This window comes from Halomonas sp. SIMBA_159, from assembly GCF_046536035.1.
GTDB lineage: Bacteria > Pseudomonadota > Gammaproteobacteria > Pseudomonadales > Halomonadaceae > Vreelandella > Vreelandella venusta_A.
The window spans coordinates 22259-41737 of sequence record NZ_JAWJBT010000012.1 but is presented as its reverse complement, the minus strand read 5'-3'; the positions used below and the strand labels follow the sequence as shown (position 1 = coordinate 41737).

General features: G+C 52.6%; 17 protein-coding genes. 1 reads left to right on the top strand and 16 read right to left on the bottom strand.

The window, feature by feature from the left end; translation table 11 throughout:
* Positions 1-3: 3 nt before the first annotated feature.
* From R0J87_RS09400 to R0J87_RS09390, 3 genes are read right to left on the bottom strand one after another with little or no spacing between them, the layout of a single operon-like run.
* Complete coding sequence (locus tag R0J87_RS09400) at positions 4-1401, bottom strand: DnaB-like helicase C-terminal domain-containing protein (RefSeq protein WP_498885774.1); 1398 nt, start codon at positions 1399-1401, stop codon at positions 4-6.
* Between the two features lie 6 nt (positions 1402-1407).
* Positions 1408-1725: an RNA chaperone Hfq gene (locus R0J87_RS09395; protein ID WP_498885772.1), complete on the bottom strand. Its 318-nt coding sequence runs from the start codon at positions 1723-1725 to the stop codon at positions 1408-1410.
* 55 nt (positions 1726-1780) lie between these two features.
* Positions 1781-2614 (bottom strand): hypothetical protein, encoded by an 834-nt coding sequence (locus R0J87_RS09390; protein ID WP_498885771.1) that lies wholly within the window; start codon positions 2612-2614, stop codon positions 1781-1783.
* 226 nt (positions 2615-2840) lie between these two features.
* Here R0J87_RS09390 and R0J87_RS09385 point away from each other — a divergent pair, with 226 nt between their 5' ends.
* Positions 2841-3536: a hypothetical protein gene (locus R0J87_RS09385; protein WP_498885770.1), complete on the top strand. Its 696-nt coding sequence runs from the start codon at positions 2841-2843 to the stop codon at positions 3534-3536.
* Between the two features lie 159 nt (positions 3537-3695).
* Here R0J87_RS09385 and R0J87_RS09380 read toward each other — a convergent pair whose 3' ends face one another.
* From R0J87_RS09380 to R0J87_RS09320, 13 genes are all read right to left on the bottom strand, one after another.
* The gene (locus tag R0J87_RS09380) at positions 3696-4520 is read right to left on the bottom strand and encodes a PhoH family protein (protein ID WP_498885767.1); all 825 of its coding nucleotides are present in this window, start codon (positions 4518-4520) and stop codon (positions 3696-3698) included.
* 42 nt (positions 4521-4562) lie between these two features.
* Positions 4563-4718, bottom strand: a complete 156-nt coding sequence (locus R0J87_RS09375; protein WP_498885766.1) for a hypothetical protein — start codon at positions 4716-4718, stop codon at positions 4563-4565.
* 77 nt (positions 4719-4795) lie between these two features.
* Entirely contained in the window at positions 4796-8740 is a 3945-nt protein-coding gene (locus tag R0J87_RS09370) for a tail fiber domain-containing protein (RefSeq protein ID WP_498885764.1), read from the bottom strand.
* Positions 8741-8792: 52 nt separating this feature from the next.
* Positions 8793-10085, bottom strand: a complete 1293-nt coding sequence (locus R0J87_RS09365; protein ID WP_498885762.1) for a hypothetical protein — start codon at positions 10083-10085, stop codon at positions 8793-8795.
* 3 nt (positions 10086-10088) lie between these two features.
* Positions 10089-10337 (bottom strand): hypothetical protein, encoded by a 249-nt coding sequence (locus R0J87_RS09360; protein WP_498885760.1) that lies wholly within the window; start codon positions 10335-10337, stop codon positions 10089-10091.
* On the bottom strand, positions 10334-10717 hold the full coding sequence (locus R0J87_RS09355) for a hypothetical protein (protein WP_498885758.1): 384 nt from the start codon (positions 10715-10717) through the stop codon (positions 10334-10336). Before R0J87_RS09355 ends, R0J87_RS09360 begins: the two co-directional genes overlap by 4 nt.
* 20 nt (positions 10718-10737) lie before the next feature.
* On the bottom strand, positions 10738-11223 hold the full coding sequence (locus tag R0J87_RS09350) for a D-Ala-D-Ala carboxypeptidase family metallohydrolase (protein WP_498885756.1): 486 nt from the start codon (positions 11221-11223) through the stop codon (positions 10738-10740).
* A 12-nt stretch (positions 11224-11235) separates the two neighbouring features.
* Complete coding sequence (locus R0J87_RS09345) at positions 11236-11556, bottom strand: hypothetical protein (protein ID WP_339118984.1); 321 nt, start codon at positions 11554-11556, stop codon at positions 11236-11238.
* A gap of 79 nt (positions 11557-11635) precedes the next feature.
* Positions 11636-12016 carry a hypothetical protein gene (locus R0J87_RS09340; RefSeq protein ID WP_498885753.1) on the bottom strand — a complete coding sequence of 127 codons (381 nt, stop codon included), beginning with the start codon at positions 12014-12016 and terminating at the stop codon, positions 11636-11638.
* On the bottom strand, positions 12009-12392 hold the full coding sequence (locus R0J87_RS09335) for a hypothetical protein (RefSeq protein ID WP_498885752.1): 384 nt from the start codon (positions 12390-12392) through the stop codon (positions 12009-12011). Before R0J87_RS09335 ends, R0J87_RS09340 begins: the two co-directional genes overlap by 8 nt.
* A 3-nt stretch (positions 12393-12395) precedes the next feature.
* Entirely contained in the window at positions 12396-18344 is a 5949-nt protein-coding gene (locus R0J87_RS09330) for a host specificity factor TipJ family phage tail protein (protein ID WP_498885750.1), read from the bottom strand.
* Positions 18319-18777 (bottom strand): NlpC/P60 family protein, encoded by a 459-nt coding sequence (locus R0J87_RS09325; RefSeq protein WP_498885748.1) that lies wholly within the window; start codon positions 18775-18777, stop codon positions 18319-18321. Before R0J87_RS09325 ends, R0J87_RS09330 begins: the two co-directional genes overlap by 26 nt.
* Before the next feature lie 74 nt (positions 18778-18851).
* The gene (locus tag R0J87_RS09320; protein WP_498885746.1) at positions 18852-19478 is read right to left on the bottom strand and encodes a phage minor tail protein L; all 627 of its coding nucleotides are present in this window, start codon (positions 19476-19478) and stop codon (positions 18852-18854) included.
* Between the last annotated feature and the right edge of the window lies 1 nt (position 19479).

The following is a 19479-nucleotide window of genomic DNA, read 5'->3' as shown; positions in this document are numbered from 1 at the left end:
AGTTCATGATACATCGAGGATTTTGGTAAGAAACTTCATCTTCTCCAAATCCTGTTTGATGCGAATGGTTATATCGCCACGCTGGTTACGAGAGGCGGCAAAATACAACCTCGCCTCTTGTGCTGCTTTCTCTTCTTCGGTTTTGTTGATTGAGATCACCAAGTCAGCGATCCGAATCTTGTTAAAGTCCTCGGCGACGTCGGTCATCGTGGCCACAGAGCTACGAGCACCGTCACGGTTCGTTTGAGTCGCTGTCAACAAAGCAGCGTCATATTGCATGGCTATAGCACGCAGTCCGGCGTATATACTCTTGCTGTTTTCGATGGGGTCGGGAGTGCGGAAATCTGGTGCCATAATATCACCGTAATCCACGATAACCATATCGAACACCACGCCCCGAGCCTTGTAATACTCGATCAAACGAGCGAGCTGCTTGGGCGTGAATGTCATCGTGGGATACTGATGCAGCATGAATTTCCCGCACGATCCCGACAACTTCTCTATCTCATCGCGAACGAAAGTAGATTTGTCGGTCAATTCCGCCATAGCGACGCTTGAGAAAGAAGCGTCAATGCGGTCAGCCAAGACCAGATCGCTTACCTCCAATGACACGTAGAGGACGTCGAAACCAGCACGACACGCATTGAGACCAAACTGTCCTAACGCCGTTGACTTGCCCGACTTAGGTGGCCCCATAAAGACCACCATTTCTTTTCGCGCCCAGCCCTTGTGATAGAGCAGCGAATCGATAGCAGGGTAGCCGGTGGTGATGCTGTATTCGCTGGGGTCAATCTTGCCTGACGCTCTATCCTCGCGAGCTTCTGTCCGGTCGCTTAGCCGCTCAAAATAATCGTAGCCGTTGTTGGCGTCATTTGAGCCGGTCATTAGCGCTGACTGAAATTCGCGCTCAACGACACCGTAGTCTAGGTCAACGCCCAGCTTTTCAGCTCGCTCCATATCCTCGACGACTTTAAACAGAGCGGCTTGTAGCGCCCTGTGACGGGCAAACGTCGTAACCCGTTCAATCAAGTAGTTGAGGTCAGATAGAGGCTCTTCATAAGCCTCCTTGAGCGTTTGCTTGATGTCTGGGATCAGCTCTTTCTTCACCTTCCCCGACTTCACAGCACTTTGAACGTAGGACGTCAGCGTTCGGATGCTGGGGGCGCTTTCGTATTTCTTGTAGTGGTTTTTGGCGACTGTGACTAAAAAGCGCGAAGACGCATCAGAGAAAAAGTCGCGATCCACCAAGTCTTCACACTGCTGCAAGAACGAAGTGTCGCGCAGCGTGTGGCTGACTATTTTAAGCTCAAATTCTGGCGTGAAAGGCGAGGGGACGCCCGTGCCAGAAGGAGCCGCTGTGGCGGCTCCGATAGTCTCAATGACCGAATGAGCGACACTCATCTGACATCAAACCTCTGCTGGGGTAATGATGCGTGCAATGGCGGATTTAAAGACGGTCTCGCGGAAGCCGTCATATTCGATGGCGATGGAGTAGCGATCAAAGCCAATCACGCAGACCTCATCCAGACGCTCCCCGCCGATCATGACGATGTTGATTGGCGTCTTGCTACGAATCAGAGGAACCAGCGAGGCTTCATGCTGCTCAAGTTGTCGACGGTTGCTCTGCTTAGCAGGCTTTTTGGTCTCGTGACTGGAGACCTTGCCGAGATCAGCACGACGAGTATTAAAGCTCGCAGATAAAACAGGGCGGTTTTCGCTTTTCATGGGGCTTTCCTTCATGTGATGCGTAAGTGATGCGCTATCTATTATAAGTAAGCGCTTACTGGGTTAATTGCGTAAATTTTTCCGCGTAAAGGTCGCGGGCCGCTCGAAGCGCTGAGCGGGTTACAGCTTCTCCAAAGAGCTGTTTGGCCTGCTCTTCAGAAAGATGTTCGTGCTGAAAAATCAGCGAGGCGACGCCATACTCGGGTGCCGAACGACGCTTGATTTGCTCCTGCAAAAAGCGTCGATAGTCGGTCTGATGCGGCTCATCGCCTGCGTCATGGCGATAACAAGGCTCGGTAGCTACAAACAGTTTTGTCCTGGCTCTATCTTCAAAGGCTTCTTTGACGACCGCTATGTGGTCTTCCAGATACAGTTGATTCACTCGCGGCAGATGCGTCCAATTGCGCTTTTCCGCCCAATCCAGAAGCACGTTGCAGTAAAAGTCGTAAGGCACCCCGATGGAGTCCGCAGCTTGGCGGGCCTTCCAAATTGCCGTCATTTGAGTGGGCGACGTTTTGCAGAGTGAAGTGGCCTTGATGCCCTTGTGAAACCAGTGAGAGTTGATGTCCTCCCGCTTACGCATAATCCAGGCGTGTTCTGAGCGGTATGCTTCAAGAAACAGCGCGGTGGCCTGCCAGGGGTGAAGGATCCGGTAGTCGAACCACTTCGTTGTCATCAGCTCCGATTCACGAAGGAGAAGAGGGCGCTGAATGACTTCCATGACAACCTCATCCATGTCCGAGGTCTTCAGGTCTTCATACAGAAATATCCCTTTGCGTCCACGGTATCGATCCCGTAGGTTCTCAGGAAGGTCGGCAAGCGGAACATGCTTGACCGGCTTGCTGGCCATATCGTGAACGGCATAGTCTCTTCGTGCTTTGGCTGCCATGTCTCTACCCTTTATAAGTAAGTTGTGACTTACTATCCGAAGATCTTACACTAGCAGCGAAAAACACGGTAGTAAAAGTGAATCGAGAGAGTGAACGCGAGCCGGAGGCGAGACGTCCGTTCCGAGGATGAGCTAGGCAGAGTTTTTGTATTGAATGCCTCACTCCATCTATATAAATACCTTTTCCGAAGATATTCTTAATTATTACTTACAGAGAGGAGGTGGCATGAGTCAGAAAAAAGGGAGCGGCGGGCATTACACCAGAATGGTAATTGCCGGTCTCCTAGCTTTTATAATCGTCGCCTTTGGCTACTGCCTGCTGATCCTCGGCCATCTGACGGGCGCATCATTCGTCAGTCTTTTTGCTATCGCTCTTGTGACCGGATTTATCATCGCTCAATGGTCTCGTTTGTCAGAGCTGAGTCTGCTCGGTAGCAGCGTGAAGTTGCGTGAGTTGACGAACAGTGCAGAGGTGGCGATTGAAAATGCTGAGACCGCTATCAAAAAGCTCGAAACTGGAAGAGTGAATATCTACCGAACTGCCTTGGCTCTTGCGATGCGACACCCTGGCGGCTTTGCTTCTGAGTATGGTGACGGTCGGACAAGGGAGTTTGTGCTAGTTGCGGATATGATCAAAAGCGAGGGGCTAGAAAGAGAGTTATCAGACGACCTACTCAAGAAAGGGGCTGTTCTCCTGGCAAGGCAATACGATGGACTGTCACGATTTCAGCACCCAGCTACCGGCTTAGAATTGACCGGTATCGAACCAGAGGTCTTGGTGCAAAAGTTTCGTCTTTGGCTTAAAGAGGATGGTCGGGATTACGCGGAAGACAGGATGGTGCCCTACATCACCGAACAAATCGAACTGCTTAGTCGTCTTATCGAAATCAAACAATCGGCGGAGGCCGCTCGCGAAAGATAAGCCCCGGACGTATTGCCGGGGCTTAGTGGGTTGATCGCTCAGAATTCGCGTATAAGCTCCGTTCCGTTTCCTCTATATCATCGCACTGTGTCGGATACGAACGCGCTCAGGGACGCTTCTCTGCTCGATCTAGCGCTATCCTTGGATGCGCTTTTACATCTACGCTGCAATCGGGTCTGGGGTCAGCTCGTAGCTTTCCACAATGCGCTGAACCAGGGCGGAGCGGCGAACGTCGCTGGCCTCAAATTCAACTAACCCAAAGCCAGGGGTGCGGCTAAAGCGACGCTTGGCGTCATCCAGACCGTTGACCGCAGCGCGAATGTCCTGCTGAGTGCTGTCGCCGTTGATGACGACTCGCACGTTCTCACCCAAGCGGGTCAAAAACAGCTTCATTTGCTTGGGTGTGGTGTTCTGTGCCTCGTCCAAAATCACGAAGGCGTTCTTAAAGGTGCGGCCTCGCATGTAGGCCAGCGGTGCAATCTCGATCTTTCCGGTGCCGATCAGGTATTCTACGAAGCCTTTACCAAGCCGTTCTTCGAGCGCTTCACGAACCGGCGCGAAGTAGGGCGCAAATTTTTCTGCTACATCCCCAGGCAGAAAGCCAAGATTCTCTTCCGCTTCACATACTGGACGGGTGATGATGATTTTCTCGACTTCTTTGGCGATGAGCGCTTCGCAGGCTTCGGCGGCAGACAGGAATGTTTTACCTGTTCCAGCAGGGCCAATGCCAAATGTGATGTCGTTTTGGCTCATGGAGATCAGGTAGTGACCCTGAGCCTCTGAGCGCGCCTCGACGGGTTCTTTGGCCTGTTTGGTCTTGGCGTCGGCCAGGAAACGAACGACGTCAGCGATGGCATCTGATCCAGCCTTAACGCGGTGATTGTCGTTCGCCGGTTGAACTTGGTATTCCGGTTGACGCCGATTTCGCCTTTCTGCACGGCGCTCGTTGCGCTTCTGCTGCTTCTGGTGGTTTGATCGAGGCATTCGCAAATTTCCTATGAAAAAGGCGGCACTAGGCCGCCTGGATCACTTCAGACCTGCTGCATCCTTGATGGAGGCAAGCAGTTTGTTGTCGAATTGGTTTTCGGTCTTATCGACCAGCCATTCCGCTAGCACCACAATCACTTTGACGGCGATGCGCTGCATAACCGGCATTGCGACGACTGCATGTAGTGGATTCATCTTTGCGCCCTCAATAGTAAGTAAGCGTTTACTCACTATATCAGTTGTTTGTAATCCTGCCTATATGCTATCGGTCATTATTGACTTTGAATTTGAGCCTTTAAACCCTCCACCTCCTCGATAAGCTCTTGAATTGAGGCAATCAGCAGCGGAACGAACTTACTGTAGTCAACCGATTGATAAACCGGCTCCTCGCCCGTCTTAATCCACTCCCCACCTCGTTTGATAATTTCCGGTGACAGCATTTCTTTGGGAGCGCGGTCTTCATATACCTCCCCGTCAATGACTATCTTGCCTACCTCTCGAACCTCGTCTTTGTAACCCGTTGCGCACTCAGGGATTACCAATTGCGCCTCGTGTGCCAAAATCCCCATCGACTTATGAGTGGTTGGGTTCGACTTCCACAGATATTCATACACCGGTATGCGAACGATGGTAGATAGCGCCTTTTGGAGCGGCGTTATATCTGTCTTTAAGCGATAATCAGAACCGGTGTTATATGCTACGGATGAAGAGGTAACAAAAATTCCACCTACGTAAGCGCCTCTGAAGTTGAAATCAATCGCATTACCACCACCAGAGCTAGTTCGGTTAAGCGCTACCATCGTGTAAGGAGCTGCGCAATAGAGCTGCCCTGAGTCTTTTAATCGATAGCCAACATGGTTAAGTGCCGTAGAGATTTGTGGATCAGCTATGCCAGATATGCTTCGTAGATCGCCTAGATACTCAGGGCTTTGGTTGCCGCTAATTAAGTAACGACTGTCATGATCTCCACTTAATCGGTGATCATTCATTGCTTTCGCGTGAAGCAGGGTGGTTTCACTGGTGCTAGTTCGGCTTGTTGTTGAGCTGATACGAGCAATAGGAACGGTGCCGATTGCCAATTTACTGGCATCCAGTTCATACAAATCTTTGCCGCTTCCGCTAAAAAAGGTCGCTCTCGCTGTGCCATTCACGTCCAGGGGGAAGGTGGGGTTGCTGTTGCCAATTCCGACATTGCCTGAGAAATAGTTTTTATCTTCTCCGGTAACATAGATGCCAAAGCTATTGCTTGCGATGGTTCCTGCTACACGGAAATATCCAGCATAGGCATTGGTAATGGTGCCGAGGCTATGCTGAACGTAGTTGTAAGATCCATAGGCGTTGGTGATTGTCGAACCCGCACGGCTGGTCAACACGTAGTTATAAGAGCCGAAGGCACTGGTGATCGTGCCGTTTGCGCGGTTCAACACGTAGTTACGTGAACCCTCTGCGGTGTTGATCGTCGCCGGTTCATCGTTGGCGGGGCCGTTGACCACTTCGTTATAGGCAGCCCGTTGCGTCAACGTGTAACTCTCGGTGGAAAGGTAGTCGTTACGCAGCGAGTTATAGATGCCGTAATGAGTGCGGTTACTGGTCAGCGTTCCGTCACTGATGTTAGCAATTGAGTAAATTGCCGCCCGTGTGCCGTTAGCGCTGAACGTATCGTTCATGTTGATGTTGTAAGACGAGCTTGGGGTGGCGGTGCCCAGCGCAATACCCGCTCCTGGGGTGATCTGGAGTGAGTTGGCCTCTAAAGCACCCCCAAACGTGACTTTTCCAGCGTTTGCGGTTACAGGGATATAGGCGGCCCCGTCATACCACGCATGTCGAAAGTTACTGGTCGCGCCGCCCGTGCTGATGCCGTAGCAGTGCAGGCGGGCAAAGCTGGTTTCATCGGTGCGCGCATCGACACGCTGACGAGCGGTGTTAGAGGTAGAGACGATCCATCCAATATCACCTGAGTAGAGGTGGCTGCCGGTTGTTGTATCCCCCGTTTTGTTCACATAACGACCGTCATGGTCGCCACTTGCAACGTGATCACTCATCGCTTTTGCGTGCAGTAGAGTGGTTTCACTGGTGCTGTTACGCGCACTGGTAGAGCTGATGCGAGCAATTGGAACAGTGCCGGTGGTTAAGTTGGAAGCGTTCAGTGAGGTCAGTCCAGTGCCCACACCGCTAATGCCCGCGCTGCTAAAGCGCGCTCGCTCTACACCCGCCACTGATACCCCGATGGTATCCGCAGCGGGGCGATAAAGACCTGTGTTGGTGTCACCTGTCCAGCTAAAGGAGGGCGCTGTGATGGTATCAGAGGCGTTACCCAGGAAGCGGGCGAAGTCGACGTTACCCGAGCCTGTCAGGTTTGACATCCCAGTGTAAGAGCCGGAAATACGTGCATCAGGAATCGTGCCGGAGGCGAGGTTGTTGGCATTTAACGAAGTTAGAGCTGCTCCACTTCCAATGAAGCCGCTTTGACTTTCTACGGTGCCATAAAAATAGTGTTTACCGGTTGAGCTTCCGTAATGAGTAAAGCTGGCATTTCGGTTGCCGATTTCAAGGAAGCCGTTTGCTCCATTTGTGACTTTTAGACCATTGATCGTCCCTTCAAGAGACGTGTTGGTCAGTAAGTTCAAAGGCTTGTTTAACGAAAACGCATCTCGGGTAATGTTTGCTACCGCTTGAGCGTTTGCGTGCAGCTCAAAAACACCGTCACTTACCCACTTGAGACCTGTATCCGCATCACCAAGCGCCAAAGCTATACTGGCGTTCTGACCTAAATGATGGCCATCACCCGCAAGCATTAGCTTACCTGTAATTACATCGCCCGCTTTATTAACGTAGCGACTATCGTGATCACCACTCAAAACATGGTCATTCATCGCTTTTGCATGAAGAAGAGTGGTTTCGCTAGCACTATTACGAGCACTGGTAGAGCTAATTCTTGCGATAGGGACTGTTCCAAACGATAAACTGCTAGCGTTTAAATTTGACAACCCTGATCCACTTCCAGCGGCATTACCTTTCCACTTAACATCACCGGTAAGAGCATTAACCGCAAAGACCCCTGAATACGCGTAACGGACGTCTGAACCAGAGCCAATCGCAAAAAAGCCAGCATCTCCTTGGCCAATAACCGCATCATTGGCGCTTGTCGTCTGAAACTTTAGAGTTGAATTATCCGCAATATCGGTTCGGCGAATAGTGAGCTTTGGCAAAGCTCCTGAACTCGCTATTTCAACGGAGTCGGTGTAGGTTTTCGTGCCGGTAATAGTTTGATTGCCTGATAGCGCCATATATCTTGCATCAGACAGGCTCTTTTCGTAGTAGCGAGCATCATGAGTGTGGCTGTCATTGGCCACGGTCACTGTGAGTGTGGCATTCGCGCTGCCATCCATGCTCACCGTGCCGGATGCGTGACCAGAGAGGCTTAGAGAGTAGGGCGCTGCCAGCTTTGAGGCTGTCGCTGCATTTCCTGAAATGCCGATGTCATAGATGCCAGACAAACGTGCCACCGGCACTGTGCCTGCATTTAGGTTGGATGCGCTTAGGTAGTAGCTTGCCTGCTGACCATCGAGCAAATCGGCATCTAAGCCAGATGATGCACCATCAACCGTTTTCAACTTCGCTAGGACATCGGCAGCGGTGTAACTGGAGGCGTTCAGCTTGGTCGCCAGCGTTGCGTTGATGGAGGCGATAGCGCTATCACTGTCATTAAGAGCAGTCTCTAGCTCCTTCAGGGTGTCATAGGCTGATCCCGCGCCGCCAATCAGTGCGTCGATAGCCGCAGTGATATTTCCATCCACCTGAGCCTTCGTGTAGTAATCACCGCCTTGAGCCTGGAGCTTGAGGTAGCGGTCATCGTGAAGGTGAGTAGCGGGCGAGAAGTAGCTTGACGCTTGACCGCCAAGTGTTGCTGCATCTGCGTTGTTTAGCGCCACAACCAGCTCTCGTGTGCCGCTTAATGCTGTGACTCGAATGCCACTTCCACCCTTTACAGAAAACGTCTGAGAAGGGCCGGTTGCGCTCATTGAGCCGACGTCTGCTGAGATCGTTCCGAAGCTCTTCAGGTCTACCGACTGGGCTAGAGGCTCAACGACACCATCTGAGCGCTTGGCATACATGCGGCCATCGGCAATGTTAAGAGCGATTTCACCGAATGCCAGGTCGGCAGCCGTAGGTATTTTCCCTGGAACGGTGGAGTGTTTGATGATGACTTTATTCATTGGCAACCCTTATTCAAAAAAGGGGCCGAAGCCCCTATATCTCCGGTTCTGTTTAGAAAGTGCCGCCGTCGATGGTGAAACCTTCGATTGCGCTGGAAGAGGTTCCTGCGCCGACCAAGTTCTCGCCCAACTGCACACGCCCCGTCAGGGTGGATGCAGCCCCTACGGTCAGGGCAGCGCCGACGCTAAGGTTTTGGCCCAGCACGGAGTCTTTGGTGACACTAAGAGCGTCGCTTAGAGTCAGAGCGCCGGTTACAGAGAGGGCATTGCTGATGCTGGTCAGCGTGTTGCTGATCGTGAGTCGCTTGGAGGTGGCGTTGTCGGTAATACCGCGAGTGTTAAAAATGTCAGTTGCGGTAATCCGTGTGCCGGTGATGTTCGCAGGAGCGGCCGAACCGATAACGGTTCCGTCAATGTTTCCGCCGTTTGCATCCAGACGGTCGATGACGACGTTTCCGGTGCCATCGGTCAGAATCTCGATGTTGCCGTTGGTGTTGATAGAGCGAAGCGTATTGCCGTCAAGGCGCAGGTTCATCACGTCGACAAACGAAGCAAATGTGGCGACGCCCGCAACACTACCGCCTGCCAGGAAGGTAAAGTTGTCAGTTACCTTGAGAGTGCTTTGTAGCTCCACGGCATTCAGAATCGACGTTTTAAGGTTGTCGATTTCCAGTTTCCGCGTAGTGGCTGCATCAGAAAGACCGCGTGTAGAGAAGTTGCCGCCTGTCTGAGTAAAGGTGCCGTTGAAGCTGGCGGATCCGGTGTTGGTGATACCGGCTGCCGTGGTGAGTCGGCCGTTGTATCGACCAGTGCCAGACACGACGGAGTTTCCACCCACTGTTAGGTCAGTGCCGACATTTAGCGTGGTATCTAGCGCCGCATCGAAGGCCGACAGAGTGCCGGACAGCGCGATGTCTTTCATACCAGCAATAGAGGCCGGTGCCGCGCCTACTTTGCCGGTAAAGACGTCGTTAGCCTCATCCCACAACCAAGCGACCGGAGCTTCGGCACCACGATTTACCTGGAAGCCGGAGTTCTCAGAGGCGATGCCGTCAACGGGCATATCCTGGTTCAGTTCAAGAATGGCGTCACCGATGGCGACGGTGTTCGACTCGATGGTTGACTGTGCACCGCGAACAATCAGGTTTCCTTGGATTACCAAGTCGCCCGTGATGGTGTCGCCGCCTTTGCGGATAAAAGCACCTTCGCCGCCGATAGCGCGGACACTATCGCCATCCCCGATATACAGCACTCGGGACAAATGAGAATGAGCCAGCTCGCCATCAGCGAGATTGGCCGGTGCATTGGTCGTGTGCGACCGTTTGATCTGAATGATGTTGCTCATGCGTTAAAAGCTCCCGCAATTGATTTTGATGTTTCGTAATTCGTTGGTGGATTCCCACTTTTGAGAAGACTCGCTGAACGCCATCACCGACCCTTCCTGACGAGAGTCGAGGTCGGTGTCTACTGCGCCAGAAATTATGTGTGGGCCTGGAACGCCCTGAGTGCCTACCGATGCAACCTTCACTCGACTGGCGTCGACCTGAACGACCTTGTTGTCGCTCTGCACCGTGACTTTGATCTTTACGTCGCTCATAGCTGAGTTACCCCGCTGCGAATGACGAAGTTGCCCTCAACCACCCGAACCACCTCTCGGTTGACGCTAAAGTCGGGCTGGATGATGTCTTGCCAAATCAGCAGGTCGTAGAAGAACTCCCCTTCAGGAAGATCCAGGGTTTCGATGCTGGGCATGGCCAGGATGATTTCGCCCGTCTCAGGGGAGGGCATCTGAATGTGGCCGTTATCCGTCTCTAGTCGAGTGATAAGGCGACTGTCGGTGGTTCGTGATCGCCGAACATCCATGCGAGCCTTAAACCCGCCTAGATGAACAGGCGTCCCGTCGTTGTTGGTGTATGTGATGTCCATGCGAAAGCTGGAACCCTTTTCACAAACAATGGTGTAAACGCCCGCTGACATTGAGCCTCCTAAGTAAGTTGTTACTTACTATTTTGTTTCAAAGGGGAGTAGCTGGTTTTTCCGCCAGACTTTCGAGCCACGAGGACTTCGCCACGAGGACTGTCCGCAACCACACTGACATGCACCCAGCGACCGAACTCTTCGATCATCTGGTCGTAGCCAGGGTGATGTTTAACGATAAAGTCAACCAGCTCACGAGGCGTCATACCAGGAACGCCGAAGTCGACTGCCTGAGCCTTCATGTGCTGAGAGCTGGTGGAGCCGCCAATGGCCTTGTTTAAATCAGGACAGCGATAGCCGGACGTTACGATGATAGGCAATTCACGCGCCTTGCCGTCGGTGCGATGAATGCGGTTGATCTTGTTGCGTAGCTCTTGAAGCCACCAGGACAGCCGAATGGTGTTCGGTAGTAGCTCCTGGGGGATGGTATTGTCGATGTCACGGCGGACGGCTGTCTGTGACGCCTCAAACTCACGACGGGGGAAGTTAGGTGCAAAATGCTCCATTTGTGCCTCCTGTTATTTGATCTGCTTGACGGTTTTGTAGATTTTCGCGACCCATTCAAGAGCGCGAATGCCACCCAAGCTGGCAAAAACACCCACCAGCACGATCTCAATCTCAGATAGACCCTGGAGAAGCCCCATCGAGTAGATGGCCACTGCGCCAAGCCCAGACAGGATCATTTCGCCCAAGAACTTCTTCATATTGAAGGGTTCATCAGCGACCAGATTGCGCGCTAAATGCCCCAGCAGGACGAATCCCACCACAATCCAGAGCAGCCGATCCTCCCAATTGATCGACGTCGCCGAAGCGGCAATGTCATTGATTTCGTCATTCACGAAAAAGCCCTCGTAGGGTAGTTGTCTACGAGGGCAATCATAGCATGTAAGTAAGCGATTACTTACTATTTTGGCCAAGTCAATCTATATCGAAAGAAAGATTCGCGCTGGCAATAATCGAGTGCATTTCCGCCGCACTAGAAGCCTCTCTGATCAGGCGCTTAGTTTTGATTCTTTTCCCCTCTAAGAGACATAACTTTTGATCTACAGATCGCCTAGCTGCGATGACGGTATCGATGACAGCTTGAATAGGGACGCCAAGAGCCTCTGCTTCCGCCTCAATATAAGGGCCGCTGCCCAGTAATGCCTCTTGATATTTAATCTCGTAGACCATCGACTGACCGGTTCCTGGGGTCATTAGCTTCATGCGCATGGCCTCGCAAATATCATCGACCTTTTGCAGATAACTCACTTCAGCATCCGCTCTGGTCTTGTGCTTATTGATCGCCAACTTAGCCAACTTTCACCTCCAATATCACGCGTTTGAACTCAGGGGGAGGGTTAATCTCGACCGAGTATTCTCCTGGCTCATCAAAGTCGATTTGGGTTGGTTCGCTATCTGTTTGTAAGCTGTATCCGCCGACTTCAATGATCGTTCCAATAGGAAGAGGGTCGATACTTAAACTCAAGCCGCTCACCTGATAGGGGGTCTCTAAAACCCCCTTTTCTAGAATCACAGGGATTGAGTCTTCAAACCGAACGAAGAACAGCTCTTCGGGCACCGGCCCTTCAACCTCTAATACTTGCTCAAACATATACCGAGCAATTTCCGGTGTGCTGGCGGTAACTGTGCCAAGTATCTCACCGTCGGTTTTATACCCAATGAACCACTTCATAAATTACCTCTGCGATACCATAGTGGAAATACGAAGAGGTGATGCGTAAGCCTCGTTGGCACTGTAGTTCCAACTCTGGCTTTCGTATTTCCATGCGTAAGTGACGTGATATTGAACATCTAGCCAAAGACCGCCAGCAGGGACGCTGACGTTTCGCATTAACACCCCTTGAGTGTCATGACGAATTAAGGTGTCGCTTCTTTCAGCAGCGCTACCCGACCAAATAACACCCCCCGTGTTTCTATTGATAATGCGAAAATCAGCATTCTCAACCTGAACCAGTTTTGTATCGCCGCTTCGGTCATATCTGCGTATGAATAACGAAAACTCCATGAAGATGTTAGCTGGCCCGCCTGTTGCTCCAGCCTCAACAAAGAATGATGTGAAGGTGTGCCAATCTGCTCTGTCATCGCCATTATGGAGTCTCATGTTGGTGCTTGAATAGCCAGCGGACATATAGAAGGGGATGGTTACCGCACGCCCTTTGATCTGAAGCGTGTCGACGTAAGCATCACCAGTGAAAATCGAGTTGCCGTTTATCAGCGTTGACCCTGGCCGCGTCCAGTTGTCCACCCGATCCTTGGACAGCGAACCCGCATAAGCACGCTGACGAATCAGGCCAAGCGAATCAACACCGGCAATCGTGACGTTATCGCTCAGATCACCCACGAGAAGAGAGGCGTTGAAAACGCCCTGGTTAAACTCAGCAGTGCCGTTCTGGCGAATGCGCCACCCTGCGGATCCGGCTGAGTAGTTGGTGCTTTGAACATCTCCCGTGAATCGTGCTGATGAGCGAACATCGAGGTTGGCTGCGTCGATGTAATCCGCCTTGATACGATTGTTTTCAACCACAACACCGCCCGTAGACGTGCGCAGCTTGCCAATCGTCAAGGTCTGAATCATGGCTTCGTTCATGTAGACCGAATTGCCTGACACCAGAAAGGGCATTGCGCCAGAGGTGCTGCCAGGGGCGGCCACAAAGAACCGATTGGCGATGACGCCGAAGTCTGACGTCGTGCCGTCGTTGTAGGCACCAAAACCACTGACAAAGCCATTTACGTCGAGCTTCAGGGTGTATTGCGCCCCTAATACAGCATCCACGCGATTGGCCACAACGTTCGTGACGAAGCCAACACCATCGTTGCCGCTCAGTCGTTGAACGCCAAATCGAGCTTCAGTGGCATTAGCCGGTGCGGTAAAGACATGAGGCCCATATCGAACCCAAGCGAAGGTTGCGTTTTGAGTGATGCCGTAGTGGGTGGTTACCGTGGATCCTTTGGCATCAATCCATTGAACGAAGGCGCGCATACGGTTTGCCGCGCCGCTATTTCCATGCGCCATGTCGAAAGAAACACCAAACTTCTCGTCTGCTCGCACGGGAACGCTAGTTGATCGAGGCGAGTAGCTGCCTTGATCGTCGGGGAACTGCATGACGAACTTAGCCGCAATTGAGCCGCCCCGATCATTACCTGGAATGATAGAAGTAGCTGAGCTGACGCTGGTCCACCCATTTGTATCGCCGGTATAGAACGATCCGTTGGTAATGAGGTTGGTTGTATCCGCCATGCCATCGACACGCTTATCGACGTTGGCAATCGACGTCGATAAGGTTTGCTGAACGCTTGAAATCTGACCGTTCAGAGTCGATTGGGCAGTGGTGATCTGAGACGACAAAGCGTTGTCGGCAGAGATTCGAGCACTCGTTTCAGTGGAAATGGCAGAAGCGTTGCTATTGGCTTTAGCTGATACCGTGTTGATCGTGGATGACAAAGCGCTATCGGCATTTGCACGGGCGGTCGCTTCGCTGGTGATGGCGGCAGCATTTGCATTCGCCTTAGCCAATACGCTATTCACTTGAGTAGTCAGCGCTGAATCGGCATCTGCACGCGCCTGTGACTCGGTTACTATCGACGCGGCATTAGTATTGGCTTTGGCCAACACCGCATCCACGCGAGTAGATAAGGCGCTGTCGGCATTTGCTCTTGCAGTTTGCTCGTTGAGTATGAGCGATGCGTTGTTGTTTACGACGCTGGTCAGAGATGTGATGGTGGAGGACAAGGCGCTGTCGGCGTCTTTCCGAGCTTGTGTCTCGGTGGAAATCGCTGCTGCGCGATCACCTTGCTCTTTAGTGATAGCCGCTATCCGCGCATTCGCCTCTGTCTCAATTCTTTTTGCAACGGATCCCGCGAGTGTGGATGGCCCGTCGATGAGATCGATGCGCTTGTTCAGCTCACCCCAAAGATGCGACTCACGCACTTGACCTGCCAGAGCATCCAGAATCTCAGGGATGTCCGTTTTGGTGGTGGCCTGGACGGGATACCAGTCGCCCACGGCAAAGGCATTCACGCCGCGAATGTAGTAGTAATACTTGGTGCCGTGCTTTAAGCCGGTGTCTACCAATACCGTGCTTTGTCCCACTTTGACGGCGTTCGACTCAATCATGTTGGTGGCCAGGGCCACGTTAGATCGACGGAACTCCCACAAAGCGCCTGGAGATAAGCCATTGGGCATCAGCTTGATGGCAAAGCTGGTTGCCTCGATGTCGACGCTGGTGGGCATTGCAGGCTTTAGAAGGTCAACGACGGTGGCCATTGACGCTGCTGGCGACTGCTTGCCCGTAACATCGGTGGCTTTAATCCAGTAGATGTAAGAGTGGTTTTTGTCGGTGGAGAAGAAGCGGTTGCTGGCGACCTTTTTGACCAACGTCTTACCCGCTGCCCAACTCGCTCCTTCACGGATCTCGTAACTCACCACGTCCGGGTCGTCGATCAAGTCCCACATCAGCTCAACGCCATCCATGCCGAGCGTTGCGCGGAAGTTTTGAACCACAGTAGGCAGGTCGCTCGACTTCACCACGCTGTATTCAAAGATTGGCGCGGTATCAAAGTCTGCTACACGGCCAGCACCATCGTAGGCCACTACCTTGAAGACCATCGTCTCGCCGAACACGCCTGTCGTGTGATAGACAGTCGCTCCTGCTGCTGCTGTGCCATGACGTAGCAGTGGGCCGCCGTTACGCGACATATACACCTGAGCGCCCGCGTAGTTGCCATCCGAAGGCTTCGACCAAGACACCACCAGATCAGAGGTGAGTGAGCCAGTGCGCATGGTCACTTCTTCTAAAACACGAAGGTCGCGAACGTGCTGAACGGCAGTGATGGGTCGGCTGTAAATCGGGGTAGGCTGCGCATTTTCAGGATCAAATACAGTGGCGTTGTATTCGATGAATTTGATCATCCGCTTATATTCGCCATTGCCGGAGATTCCTGTGATAGAAACTGGCTTGGCGGCCGTGTTTGACTTGCCAACCATATAATTAGCGAAGTCTTGCGGGTCGACGGATAACGGGCCTGAGAGTCGAACCTGCTGCTCAGCGGCATCGTAGGCTTGGATAGCACGCGTCTCGATGACGTCGGTATCCCACAGCTCCACCGAATTGCCCACTGACAGGCCAGAAACGCTCTCCAAGACCACTTCAAGATAACCACCCGATGCAGACATCGATAAGACCAGCAGGTCTTTAGAGCCGATCCTGATGCGCTTGCCCCGAATCGAGGTCGAAAGTCCAGTGAGGTAAATAATCTTGTTGGTGGTGTTGATGTTACTGATGACGCCCGTGCCTCGAATCACCGCAGGGTGCAAAATCAGAAACGACATATTGACCGGCGCTGCTGCAAGTGACAGCGGACGATCAACGTTAATCAGACTGCGAGTCGATCCTGGTTTTACGCGACCGGATTCGCCCCAATCAGGCATGTCATGCTGAAGGAGCACCACATCACCCACACCGCAAGCCATCGACTCGACCGTTGCCTCAAACTGACCGGTCATGATCAGGTGTTCGTTGAGTGCCTTTTGGAAGTGAGCTTCTTTGAGCGCCTGAGCCTGATTGTCGATGCCGACCATGCGCAGTGTGGAAATGCGCTGCGGCTCTCCTCGATCTAACGCCTTCTCATTTACCACTCGAACGATGGCGGGCTTGTTGCCGTTTTCTCGGTCGAAATACTCGACCTCAAACTCGTTGGCTCGATCTTCGAGACTCTGCCAGCTAAGTTGCAGGCTACCTTCGATAATGTTTCCTGAGCCAAACATCATGACCGGCTCGGAGGCTCGATAGATGGCGAGGCTATAAACGTTACCCACGGAAACAAAGCGTGCGCGACCAACACGAAGAACGACCTGACAGGCGTCCCAAATGTTACTCATAGCGTCAAAGACGCCGTTGAAGGTGAGTTGCTGCTGAGCGCAGAACTCCGCCCATTCAACGAACATGCGAATATCGATACGGGATAGGGGCAGGCCAGCGCCATAACGGCGGTTGGTCAGCATGTCGAGCGCGATCCAGGCAGGGTTGTTCGACCACGCGGTTTTGGTTACTCGGCCTGAATAATCGTAGTGCTTGACCTTAATGCCTTTGACCAAAGCGGTAATGCGAGGCATCCCGTTGAGCTGGTCAGAAAGACGGATGCGAACACCATAGAAGGCCGTGTGGTTATACCGAACGCGCTCATTGATGATTTCCGCAACATCGGTGAGCGTCACGCGATCTGTGATCAGGTCGCTTGTAGACTCATCATTAAGACGGCGAATCCGAATGTTGTAGATGCCCTGAGCGAGAACAGGGGAGTCGAAAGACCGGCGAAGCGGCTGACCCGTTTTGGCCGTCACCGTCGGCTCAATGGCGTAGCGAGAGGAAGCGGTGATGGCGGGTGACGCGCCAGTCCATTCGACCTTGTAGCTTTTAGCGCCGCTACCCATGTCGTCAAGATCGACGTTGAATGCACCCGACAAGAAGCCGCTGCCACTCGAAAGGGAGACGGTGTGTGTCTTGGTTTGCTTGAGAACCCAGGCACCAGAACCCACACGAACGAATAGGTTGCCGGTGACTGACTGACTGCCTGTTCCCGTGAGGCGCTGCTGATACTCAACGCGGAGTTTGTCGGCACTAGCGAGAATAGATGCGTCACTGAGCGGTCGATATTGCTTTGGCGAAATGCTGGTCCAGGTCGAGGTTCCCTGGCGGTTGTATTCAATCGCGAAGCTCACCGTGCGATTTAGCCGCTTGCCATCGCTCTTGTTGATTTCACTAAGACCGCTAGGGAAAAGAAGATCGACCCGAAAACCGTCAACCACATCGGTTGTTAAATGAGTGGTATGACTGGTGGTCAGGGTGACAGACTTATTGACCATCCGAGTGGAGGATGCGAACCAGCTAGAAATGTCCTGATTGTCCACACCAAGACGCGTGATGGTTTCGACGTCTTCGTAGTTGGCAATCGGCTGATCCTGAACCTGAAAATCACCAATGCTCTCGATAGGCCCCTCAGAGACCACCATCTGAGAGGTGATAATCTGGGTATCGTCGACGTTTTCGGTCTTAACGTTGACCATGTTTCCGGCGTAGCGGTATTCGCCGTAGATCAGCGGAACGGAGGTTTGCTCCGTGCTGGTATTTTTAGCCCCATCAACACCGTAAGTAGAGGATTCGCTGGTATCACCATAGCCAGGGGTGGAGGGGGTAGGCATCGGCAGAAGGGCGTTGACCACCATCGCACCCGCCATGTTGATACCGGCAATGGCTGCGGAAGTAGCGACGGTTCCCCAGGTGGCTGGCACCATGTAAGGGGCCGCGACCGCTATTGCCACCATAGCGGCGATTCGCAGAACGCTTTTGCCCTTATTGCCACCATGAGGGATTGGCATGACGGTGATGAAGTCGTCTTTTGCGGGATACACAGCGGCCCATGCACCGACATCAAACAGCTCACCGTTGACCGACACCGACCATTTCTCAGGCTCAGGCAGCCCTGTCATGTAGTCGGCTAGGGATTTGCGAGGGTCGTGAATGAGCTTGGATAGCTCCCGATCCTGCATGTTGAAGCAGTTATAAACGACGACCAGATTGACGAAATCTTCGCCCACCTGATCAACGGCTATCAGTTCTGTGTTCATAGAGTCCTACCAAACGAGGTTTCCATGCTGAAAGCCGCTCAGTGCAGACGCCCCCAGCCTTCTCCCATGCGTGAATGAAGCGATCTGGGGCGATTACGATGCCAACGTGAGCCAGGACACCATCGACACGGAAGTAGGCGATAGCGCCCCTTTTGACGCCGTAGAGGAGGGTGTTTCCAAGTCGATCAGAGCCTTCAATAGCGCCCCATTCGCCTTCTTCTGGGGCGACAGGACGCCATCTAATGCCCGACTCGGTTTCACGAATAAGCAGCCTGTCCATGCCAACGTGCTTGTCTGGCGTGTGAATCTCTGGAAGCTCTTTGCCAAGACGCCTAGAGACCTCCATGCAGAGTCCGTAGCAGTCATAGGTGCCGTCTTCGCCTCTACCGTTAATGCGAAACTTGGCCGCCAACAGATCGCAGTAAGTAACCATTTACTTCCTCTTTTGCTCAAAAAAAGACCTCGCATTGAGCGCAAGGCATAGTAAGTAATCACTTACTTATCATATCACCCAGCGTTAATACCTGGGAAGCCGCCATAATTCTCTTCGTTGTTGTGAGCAGAGCATCCATTGGGGCCTTGAAGACTGTAATCGCAGCTCTTTAAACCACCGGTGTATTTGCACTCAGGCCCCTTGTATTGCCACTGGCAACGGTCTCTGCGCTGCATTCTGCGCGGTAGGCGAAGAGAGAGCGGGTTTTCCATTCCAAGGACAAACGACAGGGTGTAATCCTGGCTGTTAGCAGATGCCTTTTTGACGGCATACGTCTCTTTGAACTCTGGCGGCTGACTCATGTTGCCGGTATTCAAAAAGAACATCTCGACCTTAAAGCCCACGCCGCCCCGATAATTCTCCATATAGCGAACCACGACACCGGTTCGGTCGAAAAACGACAGTGACACCTCAGAGGGTGAGTCGATCTCGGCAGAGTGATTAAGGTCAAACTCGGTGGAGGCGTAAACGTTACCCTGATATTCGATGTCGCTATTTCCGTTGCGACACAAGCGGATTTTCTCGACCAAATTGCCGGTCGCGTGATCGATCACATCGATGACCAACATGGGAATGAACGCCTCCGAAGAGGCGATCCGGTTTTTATCAATTACAGTGGCGACAGAGTGATGACGTGGCATA